Origin of the sequence: Gilliamella sp. Pas-s95 (assembly GCF_009795795.1) — a bacterium.
In the GTDB taxonomy this organism is placed as follows: domain Bacteria; phylum Pseudomonadota; class Gammaproteobacteria; order Enterobacterales; family Orbaceae; genus Gilliamella; species Gilliamella bombicola.
Map to the genome: position 1 here is coordinate 42,139 of NZ_WTFC01000004.1, position 17,345 is coordinate 59,483.

At 34.8% G+C, this 17,345-nt stretch carries 14 protein-coding genes; all 14 read right to left on the minus strand.

Annotated features, from left to right (window positions below; translation table 11 throughout):
- Positions 1-80: 80 nt before the first annotated feature.
- Positions 81-1,355, minus strand: coding sequence for an ATP-dependent protease ATP-binding subunit ClpX (gene clpX / locus GQ598_RS01810; protein ID WP_160402093.1), 1,275 nt, complete (start codon positions 1,353-1,355; stop codon positions 81-83).
- A 10-nt stretch (positions 1,356-1,365) separates the two neighbouring features.
- Positions 1,366-1,968: an ATP-dependent Clp endopeptidase proteolytic subunit ClpP gene (clpP, locus tag GQ598_RS01815; protein ID WP_091348650.1), complete on the minus strand. Its 603-nt coding sequence runs from the start codon at positions 1,966-1,968 to the stop codon at positions 1,366-1,368.
- A 95-nt stretch (positions 1,969-2,063) separates the two neighbouring features.
- Positions 2,064-3,365, minus strand: coding sequence for a trigger factor (tig, locus tag GQ598_RS01820; protein ID WP_160402094.1), 1,302 nt, complete (start codon positions 3,363-3,365; stop codon positions 2,064-2,066).
- 108 nt (positions 3,366-3,473) lie between these two features.
- Positions 3,474-4,502 carry a UDP-3-O-(3-hydroxymyristoyl)glucosamine N-acyltransferase gene (gene lpxD, locus GQ598_RS01825; RefSeq protein WP_160402095.1) on the minus strand — a complete coding sequence of 343 codons (1,029 nt, stop codon included), beginning with the start codon at positions 4,500-4,502 and terminating at the stop codon, positions 3,474-3,476.
- Positions 4,502-4,990 carry an OmpH family outer membrane protein gene (locus GQ598_RS01830; RefSeq protein ID WP_160402096.1) on the minus strand — a complete coding sequence of 163 codons (489 nt, stop codon included), beginning with the start codon at positions 4,988-4,990 and terminating at the stop codon, positions 4,502-4,504. Before GQ598_RS01830 ends, lpxD begins: the two co-directional genes overlap by 1 nt.
- 35 nt (positions 4,991-5,025) lie before the next feature.
- The gene (gene bamA / locus GQ598_RS01835) at positions 5,026-7,449 is read right to left on the minus strand and encodes an outer membrane protein assembly factor BamA (protein WP_160402097.1); all 2,424 of its coding nucleotides are present in this window, start codon (positions 7,447-7,449) and stop codon (positions 5,026-5,028) included.
- Positions 7,450-7,474: 25 nt separating this feature from the next.
- Complete coding sequence (gene rseP / locus GQ598_RS01840) at positions 7,475-8,794, minus strand: RIP metalloprotease RseP (protein ID WP_160402098.1); 1,320 nt, start codon at positions 8,792-8,794, stop codon at positions 7,475-7,477.
- A 13-nt stretch (positions 8,795-8,807) separates the two neighbouring features.
- Positions 8,808-9,650, minus strand: a complete 843-nt coding sequence (locus tag GQ598_RS01845; protein WP_160402099.1) for a phosphatidate cytidylyltransferase — start codon at positions 9,648-9,650, stop codon at positions 8,808-8,810.
- Positions 9,644-10,375: an isoprenyl transferase gene (locus GQ598_RS01850; protein ID WP_160402100.1), complete on the minus strand. Its 732-nt coding sequence runs from the start codon at positions 10,373-10,375 to the stop codon at positions 9,644-9,646. The genes GQ598_RS01845 and GQ598_RS01850 overlap by 7 nt, the downstream gene beginning before the upstream one ends.
- Positions 10,376-10,426: 51 nt before the next feature.
- Positions 10,427-11,059 (minus strand): cAMP-activated global transcriptional regulator CRP, encoded by a 633-nt coding sequence (crp, locus tag GQ598_RS01855; RefSeq protein ID WP_160402135.1) that lies wholly within the window; start codon positions 11,057-11,059, stop codon positions 10,427-10,429.
- Between the two features lie 86 nt (positions 11,060-11,145).
- On the minus strand, positions 11,146-11,352 hold the full coding sequence (locus tag GQ598_RS01860) for a YheU family protein (RefSeq protein WP_091348626.1): 207 nt from the start codon (positions 11,350-11,352) through the stop codon (positions 11,146-11,148).
- Between the two features lie 232 nt (positions 11,353-11,584).
- On the minus strand, positions 11,585-12,619 hold the full coding sequence (locus tag GQ598_RS01865; RefSeq protein ID WP_160402101.1) for a hypothetical protein: 1,035 nt from the start codon (positions 12,617-12,619) through the stop codon (positions 11,585-11,587).
- Between the two features lie 153 nt (positions 12,620-12,772).
- A complete protein-coding gene (locus GQ598_RS01870; RefSeq protein ID WP_202112636.1) occupies positions 12,773-15,451 on the minus strand; it encodes an inverse autotransporter beta domain-containing protein in 2,679 nt (892 codons plus the stop codon).
- Positions 15,452-15,825: 374 nt separating this feature from the next.
- Positions 15,826-17,343: an amidophosphoribosyltransferase gene (purF, locus tag GQ598_RS01875; protein WP_160402102.1), complete on the minus strand. Its 1,518-nt coding sequence runs from the start codon at positions 17,341-17,343 to the stop codon at positions 15,826-15,828.
- Positions 17,344-17,345: the final 2 nt, after the last annotated feature.

Here is a 17,345-nt window from a genome sequence, read left to right on the forward strand (position 1 = left end):
TTATCAAAGGCACTTTATTTTAGTATTAATTTGAGGCTATAGTTCTTGCCATCATATTTTTATGATGGCAGGTTTATATTTCAAGCAGATAGTTCAGCATTTTCTCGGTATACTAACTTCGGTGCTTGATATTTTTCGACCGTTTCTTTTTCTACAATCACTTTTTTAATAGAGTTCATTGACGGTAAATCATACATTGTATCTAACAATATATTTTCAACAATTGAACGCAATCCCCTTGCCCCTGTTTTACGTTGCATTGCTTTTACAGCAATAGCTTCCAGTGCTTCTTTTGTAAACTCAAGTTCAACGCCATCTAATTCAATCAAAGTCTGAAATTGCTTAGTTAACGCATTTTTAGGTTCAGTTAGAATATTAATTAAAGCATTTTTATCTAACTCCGATAAAGTACCAATAACAGGCAATCTTCCAATAAATTCTGGAATTAAGCCAAACTTAACTAAATCTTCAGCTTCGATTTGTGCTAATAATTCTGACTCAGAAATTTTATTCTTAATGCTTTTTACATCAGCACCAAAACCTATTCCTGTATTAGTTGATACGCGGTTTTCGATAACTTTATCTAGACCACTAAATGCACCACCACAAATAAATAAAATTTTTGAAGTATCAACTTGTAAAAATTCCTGCTGAGGATGCTTACGCCCTCCTTTTGGTGGAACAGAAGCAATTGTTCCCTCAATAATTTTCAATAAAGCTTGTTGAACACCTTCACCAGAAACATCTCTCGTAATAGATGGATTATCCGATTTTCGTGAAATCTTATCAATTTCATCAACATAAATAATACCACGTTGAGCTTTTTCAACATCATAATCACAATTTTGTAATAGCTTTTGAATAATGTTTTCTACATCTTCACCTACATAACCAGCTTCCGTTAATGTTGTTGCATCTGCCATTGCAAAAGGCACATCTAAAAAACGAGCTAATGTTTCAGCTAATAACGTTTTACCACTTCCTGTAGGTCCTATAAGCAAAATATTACTTTTACCCAATTCAACATCACTTCTACTTGCATAATTACGTAATCGTTTATAATGATTATAAACAGCAACGGACAAAACTTTTTTTGCACGTTCTTGACCAATCACATACTCATCAAGATGCTCTCTAATTTCATGTGGTGTTGGTAATGGCTTACTGATAAACTCTTCATGAGAAAGAAAACTTTTTGTCTCTTCTTTTAAGATATCATTACACAATCCTATACATTCATTACAGATATAAATAGATGATGGCCCAGCAATAAGCTTACGGACTTCATGCTCACTTTTACCACAAAAAGTACAATAGAGTAATTTTTCTGAATTTTCTTTATTCACTTCTATCACCTATCTAATATTAAGATCGTTTATTGTATATGGCATCAACTAAACCATATTCAACTGCTTTTTCAGCAGACATAAAATTATCACGATCGGTATCTTTTTCAATTACACTTATATCTTGACCTGTGTGCATTGCTAAAATGTTATTTAAACGACTCTTTACTTGTAAAATCTCTTGTGCATGTATTTGAATATCAGAAGCTTGCCCTTGAAAACCACCTAATGGCTGATGAATCATTACACGAGCATTAGGTAAGCAATAACGTTTACCTTTAGTTCCTGCCGTTAAAAGCAATGAACCCATTGAGCATGCTTGCCCCAAACAGATTGTACTAACATCTGGTTTTATAAACTGCATAGTATCATAGATTGCCATACCAGCTGTAACCACACCACCCGGTGAATTAATATACAAATGAATATCTTTATCAGGATTTTCCGCTTCTAGAAATAACATTTGAGCGATAATAAGATTTGCCATATTATCTTCAACTTGCCCTGTCAAAAATATAATTCGTTCTTTTAATAATCGTGAGTAAATATCGTAAGCTCTTTCGCCACGAGAACTTTGCTCAACAACCATTGGAATAACACCCATATATGATTCTAAAGGCATTTTTATCTCCTAATTAAACAAAATAGCCCAAACAGATATTCCTTATTTGGGCTTTTTAAAGTGCTCTTTTTGGACTAAATGAAAAAGAAAATAGATTAAGCTATTTGCTGATTCATTAATTCAGAAAACGAGTAATTCTTTTCCGTTACTTTTGCACTAGCTAATAATAGATCAACGACTTGATCTTCTAATGCTACAGCTCGAATATTCTCCATCGCTTTTTTATCTTTACGATAATATTCTAAAACTTCTTTTGGATCTTCATATGCGGTTGCAATTTCATCTATTAACGCTTGAACACGCGCTTCATCCGCAGTTAGTTTATTACTGTCAATGATTTCACTAAATAATAAACCAGTAGCCACTCGTTTTCTTGCCTCGGCTTCAAATAGCTCTTTAGGTAACTCCATACCTGGTTTTACATTACCACCAAAACGAGATAAAGCCTGCTTACGTAATACATCAACTTCGCGGTCGATTAATGCCACAGGTATATCAATTTCATTATTTTTAACTAAACCATCAATAGCTTGTGTTTTAACTTTATTACGAATTGTTGTATTGAGCTCTCTAGTCATGTTCTTGCGAACTTCAGCTCGTAGACTTTCAACAGTACCATCAGCGATACCAAAGCGTTTAATAACATCTTCTGTAAGCTCTGGTAACTCAAGCTCTTCAACTTTTTTAAGTGTTGCTGCAAATATAGCAGGTTTACCTTTTAGGTTTTCGGCATGATAATCTTCTGGGAAAGTCACATTAATATCAAACTGGTCACCTTCTTTATGACCAATAATTGCATCTTCAAACCCAGGAATCATACGACCTTGACCTAAAACCAATGCAAAATCATTTGCTTTACCACCTTCGAACTCCGCACCGTCAACCTGACCAACAAAATCCAAAGTAACACGACATTGATCTTGAGCTGCTTTTTTAACCTCTTTCCAAGCACCTTGTTGTTTGCGTAAAGTTTCGATCATCATCTCTACATCGGCATCTACAACTTCTGCTACAGGTTTTTCAACTTCAATTTTATCTAAATTTTCAACTTTGATTTCTGGATATACTTCAAATTCAACAGTAAAGGTATAATCTTCACCATTTTTATATTCTTGTGGAGTATAAGTTGGAGCGCCCGCTGGATTTAATTTTTCTTGAATAATTGCTTCAACAAAATTTCGCTGCATCAAATCGCCTAATGCGTCTTGTAAAATAGAAGCCCCATAACGTTGTTCAACAATCTTTAAAGGTACTTTTCCTTTACGAAAACCATCAATACGTACTTTTTTTGCAGTATTAATTAGTTCTTTATCAACCGCTTTTTTGATGTCTTCTGATTTAATTGTAATTGATAAACGTCGACCTAAACCTTTTGTTGTTTCTACCGAAACTTGCATCTTTATACCTCGAAATTATTGAATGTTATCCGTCCATAATTATATAAAAACGATAACTGAGCTAAAAAAATATTAAAAATAGGCATGCATTATACCGACCGTAATCGTCTACGTCGAGACATTTAATTGTTTCTTCTCAAGTGCTTTCAAGCGTTTATTCATTTCGTCAATATGTAAAACTAACGACGCGGTTTTACGCCATACTTTATTTTCTTGCAATGGAATACCTGATGAGTAAACACCTGGCTGCGTAATTGGGCGCATTACCATCCCCATACCAGTTACGGTAACTTGATCACATATTTCCATATGTCCATTAATCACGCTAGCTCCACCAATTAAGCAATGGCGACCAATAGTCAAACTCCCAGCCATAATAACACCACCAGCAACCGCTGTATGATCACCGATAATATCGTTATGAGCTATTTGGCATTGATTATCAATAATCACACCATTACCTATAACAGTATCATCTAACGCACCACGATCGATTGTTGTTGAGGCGCCAATTTCAACATTATCACCAATAACAACACGGCCTAATTGGGGAATTTTAATCCATTTACCTTTATCATTAGCATAACCAAATCCATCTGCGCCAATTACAGTTCCAGATTGAATTAAGCAATTTTCACCAATAATACAATTATGATAAATAGAAATATTAGCCCATAATTTTGTACCAGCACCGATTGTTGTATTTTTACCAATAAAACAGCCTGCGCCAATAACACAATTATCACCTAATACAACACCGCTTTCGATGACAGCATTAGCACCAATCGAAATATTGCAACCTAGCTGAGCAGTTGAATCAATTACTGCTGTTGGTGCGATATCTTTTGCTGGTGTTGGCGTAGTATCAAGGATTTGTGCTAATTTTGCATATGCAAGATAAGGATTTTTAACAATAAGAACAGCCCCACCCCAATGTTCAAGACTCTCTCTAGTCATTACGACAGCAGAAGCTTTACATGTTGATAAATTACTTTGTAATTTTTTATCAGACAAAAAAGTAATTTGCCCAGGTACCGCACTTTTCATTGATGCTATACCGGTGATGATTACATTACCATCACCATGTAACTCGGCATCAAGTTGCTTAGCTAATTGCTCTAAACGAATGGAAAACATTAGTTCTTAACCTTTTCCAACACTTTATCTGAAATATCAACAGCATCTGATGCGAACAATGTAGCTCCAGCGCTTAAAATAACATCGTATCCTTCTGTTGCAACAATATCTTTAACTGCCTCTTGGATTTTAGTAAATAATTTTTCAGCTTCTTCTTTTTGACGTTTTTGATAATCTACTGAAAACGCATCAGCCTTACTTTCAAAATCGGAAATTACCTTATTTAATTTAGCTTTTTCAGAAGAAGATAATGTTAAACCATCTTTCTTTAGACGAGCGATAGCTTCTTTAGATTTTTTTTCTTCTTCTTGCAATGAGTTGGCTCTTGCTTCAAATTCATTTTTCAACATTTTTCTTACTGATTCACGTTGAGGCATCCGTTCTAATACTGATTCAACATTAATCACACCCAATTTAACTTCAGCATTTGCAAATCCAGCAAAAAGTAATGCGGCACTAATGCCTAAAACAGCTATAATTTTTTTCACTTTAATCACCTATGTATTTTTATTTATAACATGAATTACCATGTAGAACCTATATTAAACTGGAATTGTTGTGATGAGTCACCATCATATTTCTTGAATGGTTGAGCATAAGAAAATACTAAAGGACCTAATGGTGACATCCACTGAACAGCAAGACCAGCTGACATTCTAATATCAGATGGGGAGCTATAGTCAGGAATATCTCGCCCCTTTAAGTTCCATTCAGTATCCCATACTGTACCCGCATCAAAAAATAGCGATGTTCTAAGATTATCAGCGTATTTTTCTCCAGCAAATGGGGTTGGAACAATTAGCTCTGTACTAACAAAAGCTATAGCATTACCACCTACGGCATCTTTTGATTTTGTGCATCCTGATGTACGTTCTAAACTATCACAAACGCCAGTTTTATTAAGATATACTGCTTTAGGACCAACGGTATTTGATTTAAACCCTCTCAATACTGATGCCCCACCAGCATAGAAGTTTTCATAAAATGGCAACTCTTTACCCCCTAAACCACCGCCATAACCAAATCGAGCACGAGTTAGGAATATCCAATTATGGTCATTGTCAATTGGATAATAGTAAGATGCATCTGATATCAGTTTATAGAATCGATTATCAAATACAGGTGCGGTGACTTTAGCACTAGCAGTCATTTTTAAACCATCAGTAGGAAAGAATCCACGATCTAAAGAGTTATATGTCCAATAAGCATTCAACAATAGATCATTTGTATCATACGTAAATGAATGCTTATCTTTTACATTTTTACCCATAGAATCAAAATAACGCCACATACTATACTGTGGTTGCATATCCGATAATTTATGATTGGCAAATTCTGAACCAAATCGAACAAAATTATTTTCACTAATAGGGAAACCTAAATTTGCCGATGCTCCCCATGTTTTACTTGAGTATTCTGACTCATCATCTTTATCGTCATTTTTATAGGTATTGTAGTAAATACTGCCGCCTAAACTTACTCCATCAACTGTAAAATAAGGATCAACAATAGAAATAGATGCAGTTTTATCTGTATCAGTAGTATTAACATCAAATGAAACACTATTCCCTGTACCTAACCAGTTATCTTGAGAAATACCGGCATTGAAACTGAGACCGCTATCAGAACCGATACCGACACCAAATTTAATACTACCTGTATTACGTTCGGCAACTTTATAAATGATATCAACCTGATCATCTACGCCTGGTACTCGCTCAGTATTTGCTTCAACAGTATCAAAAAAACCAAGTCGACTTAAACGTTCTTTACCTAATTCAACTAATCCATTACTTAGCCACGCGCCCTCCATTTGTCGAAGTTCGCGGCGAATAACACTTTCACTTGTGACGGTATTACCGACTATTTTAATATTGCGAACATAAAAACGTTGACCTACATCGACAAGAACAACTAATTTAACTGTATGTGCGGCATCGTCCATTTCTGGTTGAATAGAAACCCTAGGGTATGCATAACCAAAATTAGCGAGTAGACGTTTAACATTATCTTCAATTTCGGTTATTTTTTTGCCATTATAAAGTTCACCAATCTCTACTTTTTCATTAGCAATTTTAGCAATCGCATCTTTATGATTTGCAAAATTACCCATAAATTCAAGTTGTGATAATTTATACTGTTCACCCTCATGAATATTAATTGTAACGTAAATGCCTTTTTTATCTGGCGTTAAACTAACTTGCGTTGACTCTATATTAAAACGAGCGTAACCTCGATTTAAATAAAAGCTCTGCAACTCATCTAAATCTGAAGATAATTTTTGTTTTTGATATTTACGATTGCCAAGCATATTCCACCAAGGAACCTCATCACGCAAAGTAAAGCGCGCAATAAGTTCTTCTGATGAAAAAGCTTTAGCTCCAACAATATTGATCTGATCGATCAACGCCGATTTACCTTCAGCAACAACTAACTTTAAATCAACACGATTACGAGATAAAGGAGTTACAACAGCTTTAACTTGAGCATTGTACTTACCAACACTGTAATAAAAATCTTCTAAGCCCTTTTCTATACCTGAAAGCATAGTACGATCTAACGCTTCGCCTTCACGGATGCCTGAACTATCTAGATTTTTCTTAAGCATGTCATCTTTCACTGATTTATTACCAGAAAAAGTAATACTTGCAATAGTAGGGCGTTCTTCAACATGAATAATTAGCTGATCACCATCACGAGAAACAGTAATATTATCAAAGTTACCACTAGCATAAAGTGATTTGATGATACGGCCTAAATCAGCTTCATTAACATAATCACCAATTTGAATTGGCATTTCAAGTAATGCAGCACCAACTGTCACACGCTGCAAACCTTCAAATTTGATATCTTTCACCACAAAATCATCAACACAAAATGCATTGGAACTATATACGGCCGTCGTACTGAACAGCAAAGATGCTATAAGTAATTTATTTATTTTCATCGTAAATGTTTATAACCTCATTCCATCACAATCGTAAAATATCATTGAATAGTGCAATTCCCATTATTACCATTAATAAAAAAAAGCCAATACGAAAAAAACGCTCTTGGGCTTTATTTGATAAGGCTTTTCCTTTTATTTTTTCAAATAATAAAAAAATAAGGTGGCCGCCATCTAACATAGGTAATGGAACAAGATTGATAACCCCTAAACTTATACTAATAAAGGCTAGAAAATATAAATAAGGAGTAAAACCATAACTTGCTGTTTGCCCTGCGCTTTTTGCTATTGTTATTGGTCCTGATAAATGTTTTAATCCAATAACACCTGTTACTAATTGATAAAGCGAACGAATTGTTAACTTTGTGGTTAACAATGTTTGCGCAATACCTTTATTAAATCCATCGAAAAAACCATACTGAACAACTCTTGCATCAGATGTAGGATATAAACCAGCAACACCTTCTCCGTTTTTTTGAACGGTTGGTACGAGTTTAAGATAAATATCTTTATTTTCTCGATTAACCTTTAAAGTGATAGCTTGAGCTTTTTTAATTGTATTAGAAAAATCACGCCAATCTACATACGATTGCTCATTATAACCAATAATTTTATCGCCAACACGTAAACCTGCCCGCTCAGCAGCAGAATCTGGTACAATTTTACTCACAATCGGATAAATTTCCAACTCTTTAGGCACAAAACCAAACGCCATAATAGCTGAATCTTTTTCTATATCAAAATGCCAATTGTTAATATCTACACTTTCTTTCACTTCTTTTTGATTACTATTATCAGTACTATCAATATAAGAAAAAGTTATATTTGTTTTACCCATTACAGCAATTAAGGCCAAATTGACATCATTCCAATTTTCAACTTCAACATTATCAATGGTCTTCAACTCAGCGCCAGATGGGATTGCGACCGAAGCAGCTGGTGTGTTAGGTATTACATCTTTTACTTTAACGGGATAATGTACTACCCCTATCAAAAAAATAATCCAATAGATAATCAAAGCCAACATAAAGTTAGCAAATGGACCGGCAAAAATAATTAAAGCACGTTGCCAAATCTTTTTTTTATCAAATGCAAATTTTTCGTTATTGCTTGATAAGATTGTTGCTCTTCCGTCGAGCATTTTAACATAACCACCAAGTGGAATCATAGCAATTACCAACTCGGTTCCACTTAAAAATTTATGTGACCAAAGTTTTTTACCGAAGCCAATTGAAAAGCATTCAACTTTAACCTTGCATAAGCGAGCAACACAAAAATGCCCAAACTCATGAATAGTAACTAATATACTGATAGTAATAACAAATAATAATAGTGACCACAGCAAAATCTATCACCTTTTATAGTAAACAAAAAGATAATGCAGTAAAAACAGGAACAGCAGCAGTTAAACTGTCAATACGATCTAAAATACCACCATGCCCCGGAATTAAATGACCGCTATCTTTAATGCCAGCTTCACGTTTAAACATACTTTCAGTTAAATCACCTAATACTGAAACTAAAATTGCTAATAAAGAGCTAACAAAAAATACGCTAAATGCCATATCAAACAAATTAAAGAAGTAAGCAATTAGACTAATAATGATTGCCAGACTAACACCACCAATAAAGCCCTCTATAGTCTTACCTGGAGATACTTTTGCTGCTAATTTTCGCTTACCAAATGTTCGCCCAGCAAAATAAGCACCAGTATCTGTAGCCCATACTAGCACAAAGACATAAAGCAACCAAATTGCGCCGATATAAGAATTAGAATTATAGTTAATGGATCGCAATTCAATCATACTAATAAAAAACGGCACTAGAGTAAAAAAAGCAAATAACAATTTTATAACAATTGAATTACACCAATATTTAATTGTATCAGGATAGCTAAGTACTAAACACAAAGCAATTATCCACCATATAATCGATAAAAATAAAATAACAGCAAATAACCTTATTTTTAATTCACAGGAATTGGGAATCAAATAAAGTATACTTAGCAAAACAACGATTGAAATAACAAAAACCAACCTTGAATACTTGTTAGTAATATGAAGAAACTGAGCCCATTCCCACGCTGCTAGCCCACAAACCAGAATAATAATTAAAGAAAATACTGATAACGGGACAAAAAAAACAACCGCTATAACAAGTGGAATAAGCACAATTGCAGCAAGTATACGATGGATTAACATGAGTGTTCCTTATTATGAATGCCTCCAAAACGTCGTTCTCTGGCATTAAATACATTGATTGCTTCATCAAATAAAGTCTGATTAAAATCAGGCCATAAGGTATCGGTAAAGTAAAGCTCAGAATAAGCAATTTGCCATAGTAAAAAATTACTAATCCGATATTCACCACCTGTACGAATAACTAAATCAACTTCGGGAAATTTTCCCATACACATTATTGAAGCAAAACGATCTTCTGTCACTTGTTCTAAAGTAATTTCCCCCTTTTTTATTTGCATAGCCATTTTTTTAGCAGATTGTAAAATATCCCAACGTCCACCATAATTGGCAGCAATATTCAGAACAAGGCCTGAATTGTTTTTGGTTAGATCTTCTGCGCGAACAATCATTTCTTGCAAATGTTCACTAAACCGAGAAATATCACCAATAATATTCAAGCGAACATTATTTTTATGTAAGTTTTTGATTTCTCGATTTAATGCATAAATAAAAAGGGAAATCAGAGCTGAAACTTCATTAGGCGGACGCTTCCAGTTTTCACTACTAAATGCGTATAAAGTAAGGACTTTCACCTTCAATCTTGCCGCATAAGCAACAATTTTTCGTACAGTTTTTAAACCTGCTCGATGACCAATGGCACGCAATTGGTTACGTTGTTGTGCCCAACGTCCATTTCCATCCATAATTATAGCCACATGACTTGGAATACATCTTTCTTGAGTCATGCCATATCTCGTATTGTATCAATCATTTTATCAATTTATTATTGTGACAAATTAACGTGTACCATAAACAACAATCGTTTTACCATGTGCAGAAATCAAATGTTGATCTTCAAGCATTTTTAAAATTCGGCCAACTGTTTCTCGTGAACAACCAACTATTTGCCCTATTTCTTGCCGTGTAATTTTAATTTGCATACCATCAGGATGAGTCATTGCATCAGGTTGTTTTGCAAGATTTAAAAGTGTTTGTGCAATGCGTCCAGCTACATCCAAAAATGCTAAATTGCTGACCTTTTCAGAGGTTACTTGTAATCGACTTGCCATTTGGCTTGCAAGACGCATTAAAATATCAGGATTAACTTGGACAAGTTGTTTAAATTTTTTGTATGAAATTTCGGCCACCTCACAACTTGTTTTAGCTTTAACCCAAGCACTTCGCTCCATGCCTTCTTCAAAAAGGCCTAATTCACCTAAAAACTGATTTTGATTCAAGTAAGACAAAATCATTTCGTTACCTTCATCATCTTTAATCAAAACTGCAACAGAACCTTTTAAAATATAATAGAGAGTTTCTGCTTTTTCACCTTGGTGTATAAGGGTGCTCTTAGCTGGGTATTTATGAATATGGCAATGAGATAAAAACCATTCTAACGTTGTATCCGATTGCGGTTTACTAATCATTATTGCTACCTCTCTATTTAATTTACATCCAAGACACTATAACAAAGTTACACAATAAATCATATATTAACATACAATCATTTTAATCATTATTTAATTAGTTTAATATCAATTGTTTCATGTAATTGTGACCAAAATATGACTGCAGAACCATTTGCTAACTGAAGCTTAACATCGTTAACTTTTTCTTGTAATGATGTTTCGTGTAAACCGTAATCAGTACCTTCACGCAATACAAAATATTCTATAAGGTTATTTAACGTTTCAGGGTCAAGATCTTGCCAAGGAATATTCATTGTAAATTACATCGAGTTAAATTTGGTGCCATTTTAAATCATTAAGTTAATAATAAGAAGTGAGAATTTAATTATTATAATTTTACTGAGTTTATCTGTTTTATATCAAAGCTAAAATAGACAAGATACGAACTGTATTTTACCTAATACGTTCAATATTAAATTAAAACCACAATTTAATAAAAAACCACTCCGAAGAGTGGCTTTTATAATGTAAGAATCTAGCTTACAATTAGTTTGTTTTAACTTGAAGTTTGTAACCTTGAATACCTGCTTTATGATTGCCAAAGATGCCAGTATAAACACTGTTATGCTTAGTACCAGCGGTATCAGAACCTAAGAAGATAGTATCATTTGTGCCTTTTCTATTTCCATTACCGGTAAGGGCAGTTGTTCCAGCTACTATATTACTACCTATAAAACCATCTGTAACTGGGACGTCACTACTATCACCGGTTACATGCCATTCAAATCTAAAGCCAGTAGTAAACTCAGTTTCACCCGAGTCAATAGTACCATTACTATTTGCATCATCCCATACTATAGCTGCATATCTTTCGCCATATTTAGGTTTTAAAGTAGAACCTAAATGAGAATAGCTTTCGCTATTTAGAAGGGTACCTGTGCTATCAACTAGGAAAATACCTAACACACCACCTGAAGGCATAATAGGGCCAGGGTTTGTACCAGGGATGTTACCCTCACCAGGCCCCCCAGGGTTACCATTATCACCAGGAGCTCCAGGGTTAGCTGGATTATTACCACTATGAGCAGGGTCGCCTGTCCCGAAGATATCACTTACCCATACCCAATTACCTTTTGTAGGAAGACCAAATTCAGTTTCAGCTAAAACCTTGAAACCGATGCTGCTTTTACCAACGAAATCATTGGTAAGTTCAAATACAAGTTCACCTAATTCCGGATCGGTAGCATCATAAGTTGATACTACCGTAGGTGTAATATCAACCCAGCTACCATTTGAATCTTTTCCAGAAACTTTGAGTGAGTCTTTTACTTTTCCTGCACTAGCAGTATCAGTATCACCATCTAAATCGGCTAATCGATATTTGATATGAACTTTATCACCTACTCTAACTACGTCACCTGCAACATATGGTGTGCCATCCGCATGGATTACATCGACAGTCAATTTGTTATCTGCACCTGCACGGGATTTCAATACTGGTGCATTACCGTTGATAAAACTAGCTGTTTCTTTCTGTAAAGCAGCAAACGCACTACTTGCTGCATAGCCAGCTAAAAACAAGCCTAGTGCAACTTTTTTAATTGTAAGATTTTTCATGTTTAACTTCCTATTTTTTCTATAAACTAATGTATTATAGTTATACAAACACACCATTAAGTTGGTGTCCCTTCTACTAGATTACCGACAGTTATCGGTAATCTAAACTTTTATTTATCATAAAACTGTTACTTGCAATTTGAACCCTTGGTCCCCAGCACATGCACGAGGAGAAGATGTTACTTGTCTTAAATCTAGATTATTTGGTGCACCTTGTACCGCTGGAATACTAGTACCTGATGTTGCATAACTATCGTTTCTACCTTTTATCATATAATGGACATCAGTTCCCATTGCAACGTTAAACCAAGGTCCATTTGGATTACTAGCAGCATTTGGTAATGTTGTCGGGGCAACACCAAGACAAGCATCTGCATTTGAACCAACCAATGACCAAATCACATATGGATTAGCGATTGGAGTACCATCAGCTGCAAAGGCTTTAACAAGATATTCCTTACCAACACGCCATTCGTTTGGACCTGCAGGGTCAAACTGAAGTAAAGAACCTGAACTTCTAGCAACTAGTACTCCAGAAGTATTCCAAACTTCAAGGAGACCTGCACTACCTCCAGTAAAATCGACGGTAGCACTATTAAATGACTTACCCAAACCATACTGTTCTAGCGAAATTGAAAAATCAACCGCTCCAGTAATATTTGAAGCAACATCCAATGCATAACTATCGCCAATTACTTGTAAACCAGCAGCAGTTGAAGCACGAGATGATACATTATGGTCTTTTGCTATTTTTTCAAATGATTTCACAATAACACAAGCAATTTGCCCTGGACATTGGTTTATATTGCCAGAAGTACCGTCAATTAAAGCAATTTTTCTACCATTACTCGTCGCCGTCCATAATTTTGAAAATTCGCTAAATGTTTCAGGAATACTGTTCGTTACATTTTCATCACTAAATCCATCTACATCTAGAAATGTGTTAATTGCGCCATTGTACACTTTAGGCTTAACAAGAGTTGCTAATACTGTCAAACTACTTAACCCATCAGCCGTTTGAGACGTCATTACTGTCTTATTTCCTGAAGTATCAACAGCCCATACACCGACTTTACGCATCACAGGGTCTGGTAATACCTCAAAACTAACAGTGTTAGATGTTGCAGATTTACCGCGACTATCTGAGACGGATAAAGATAAAGAATATTTTCCATTTGTGCTAACAGGTAGCCGCTGACCATTTGCACTAACATAACTAGGGGCAACAATTTTCCAGTTATTTGTATCAATTGGTGGATTAAGCCATGAAGAAGCAGTACATACCCCCACTGTCGCACATAAGAAACCGCCACCAGCATCAATGTCTAGCATATTACCTGCCCATGCTAAACTTTGTAAGTTTTTAGCATTATGAACGCTAACACTTAATGGATAGGTTTGTCCCTCAATTAACTGAGTTTGTTCAAGCCCCAAATCGACAGACATTTTCTTTTCTTTATATTCGAGAACAATATAATTATTACGATCGACTAAATCATAACGGCTACCCTTTAAAGAACGAGCAGATTGAACCATATTTGGATCTAATTGGTCTTTTAATGGAGTACCAATACGATAGTTCAACGTTAACTCAGCCTTAGTTGCCTTTTTGTTGTCTTGCCCTCGTTTATGATCTGCTTTGATAGTAAAAAGAGGAACTGGTGTATAATCAAGCCCTACTGTAACGGCTCTTGGATCTTTTTGTAAATTATCTTTACCAAATAAAGCGACTTTATCACCATAGTATTGCTCATACATAAGTGATCCACCCAAATGTGGATATTGTGGTAAATAACCTTGGAATCGAACGTCAAAACCTCTTGCGGCTCGTTCTAAGTAATCATCAAAGTCTTTAGAAGACTTCCAATCAGATAAAGGGTGATAATAGTTAGCAGCAAACTTCATATAATCAGTCCATGCCTCGGCACCAACACCTAAACGATTGTGTGAACGTTGAAAATCATGATCAAGAAATACGTTATAACCAAGTAACCATTTTTTATCATCTACATCCCAACGCTGACCAACACCAAAGTTACCTATTCGACGATTATGTTCATATTCTTGAAACGACATTTGACTAAATATTAATGTATCTTCGGTATCATACCATGGGCTAAATAACTTCAAGTTGACATTGTTAAATGTACCTGTATCACTCAAATCAAACTGCAATTGAGCTGTACCAAAACGCCCCAAAAAGTCCTGAACAGCGCTACTAACAGGAGCTACTACTTGATTTTTAACTCCATTACGCACATAATTCTCTGCGTAATCTTTACCTCTATTCTTTAAATGCCCAGATAGACCACCATTATCTGACGAAGTTATTTGTTTCCAATCTTGACTCGCTAAAGTTTGTAATGTTGAAGCTACTTGGGTTGAAAGTGCATCTTTATCTTGTTTTACATTATAATTTTCATCCGAGCCTAATTGTGGCAAATTGGCATGCTTATCGTTTTTATTATTTTTTTGCTTAATTGCAGGCAATAATGGTGAACTTTCAGGCAAGACCAAACGCTCTCCAACCTCAACTACATCTTTTTTATCAAAGCGCCCTGCATTCATTGCCCGCAATTCTGAAACCGAAATACTACTTAACAGTGCAATTTGATAAAGACTTCGCTGCTGATCATTTATCATCTCACGAGCTTTTGAACCATCTTTTAACTTGATTATCTTATTGCTATCTACAGAATCTTGTGGCGTCTGAGAGCCAATAGCAAAAGCTGACTGCCATCCTAATGTAGCAATCACAAATGCAGAGATAATTGTTAAATTAAGATTTTTTCTCATCTTAACATTCCTTATTTTCCTACGACAAACCGTATAACACAGAACTTCTAACCAAGACCAACTTGCCTTCATTAAATATTTATGTGCTCATTTATTTTTATATTTTATGCTCTTTACATTTCTTTACATAACCTAGCCTTTTCAATTTTATTACAAAAAAGTCATTTATCCAAATTATTTCTTTCTTTTTTTGATTTTTTTTGTAAATTGCATTTTATATTCATAAAATACAATTAATTAATCAATTGAAAATTACAATTATCATTAAGAAATCAGGAAAAATTACAGATAAAATTTACACTAAATAAATAAAAAACAGCTAAATTTGTAATTTTAATTTTTATATAATATTTTTGGGTGATGATTATCGTTATTTATTGGCCTTCATTATAAATTTCTAAGTTTTCTAATTCTTTAGAGACTGAGTGTTTTTTATTTTCACCTCTTTTTTGTTCTAATAATGATAGGTAGTTATCATCAACCCCTTCAGTAACATATATTCCATCAAAAACAGAACACTCTAAATGATGAATATTTGGATTTTGCTCCGTGATTGAATCAATTAAATCGGATAAGTCTTGAAAAATAAGCTTATCAGCACCAATATCTTTCGCTATTTCATCAACTGTTTTATGGTAGGCAATAAGTTCTCTTGCAACAGCCATATCAATACCATAAACATTAGGATGCCTAATTTCTGGTGCAGCAGAAGCTAAATAAACTTTTTTAGCACCAACTGAGCGTACCATCTCAAGAATTTCTTTTGAAGTTGTTCCTCTCACAATGGAATCATCAACTAACAGTACGCTTTTCCCCTCAAATTCAATACGGTTTGCATTAAGCTTTCTTCTTACTGATAATTTACGGGCTGTTTGCCCTGGCATGATAAATGTGCGGCCAACATATCGATTTTTAACAAAGCCTTGTCGGTAAGGTTTATTTAAAATACGGGCAATTTCAAGAGCTGCATCACATGATGTCTCAGGAATAGGAATGACGACATCAATGTCAATGTCCTTCCACTCTCTCGCTATTTTTTTTCCTAGCTTTTGTCCCATTAAAATGCGTGATTGATAAACCGATACACCATTCATCAAAGAATCTGGTCTTGCAAAATAAACATATTCAAAAATGCATGGGTAATACTGAGGATTATCAGAACATTGCTGAGAATATAATTGCCCATCTTGAGTAATATAAATAGCTTCACCCGGCTGCACATCACGCATAAATTCAAAATCAAGAATATCTAATGCAACACTTTCTGATGCAACCATATATTCAATTTTTTGGTTCTCAAGTATCCGTTTACCAATAACTAAAGGTCTAATCCCGTAAGGATCACGAAAAGCGACGAGACCATGTCCAATAATCATCGCAACACAAGCATAAGCACCTTTAATTATATTATGCACATTATGTATTGCGGTAAAAATATTGTCTGCGGTAAGTGGATAAGTTGGGAATTTGTCGAGTTCACTAGCAAAAATATTGAGTAAAACTTCAGAATCAGAATTCGTATTAATATGCCTTCTTGCTAATTCAAATACTTTATTACGTAACTTGTCTGTATTTGTTAAATTACCATTATGTGCAAGCGCAATGCCATAAGGCGAATTGACATAAAAAGGTTGTGCTTCGGATGGACTGGAGCTACCTGCAGTAGGATAACGAACATGTCCTATGCCCAAATTACCTTGCAACCGCTGCATATGATGTTCTTGAAATACATCTTTAACCAAACCATTCGCTTTGCGTAAACGAAATCGATTTTGATTATCAATTGTAACAATACCTGCAGCATCTTGCCCCCTATGTTGTAACACAGTCAATGCATCATAAATAGATTGATTAACAGTAGTACACCCTACAATACCAACAACACCACACATAC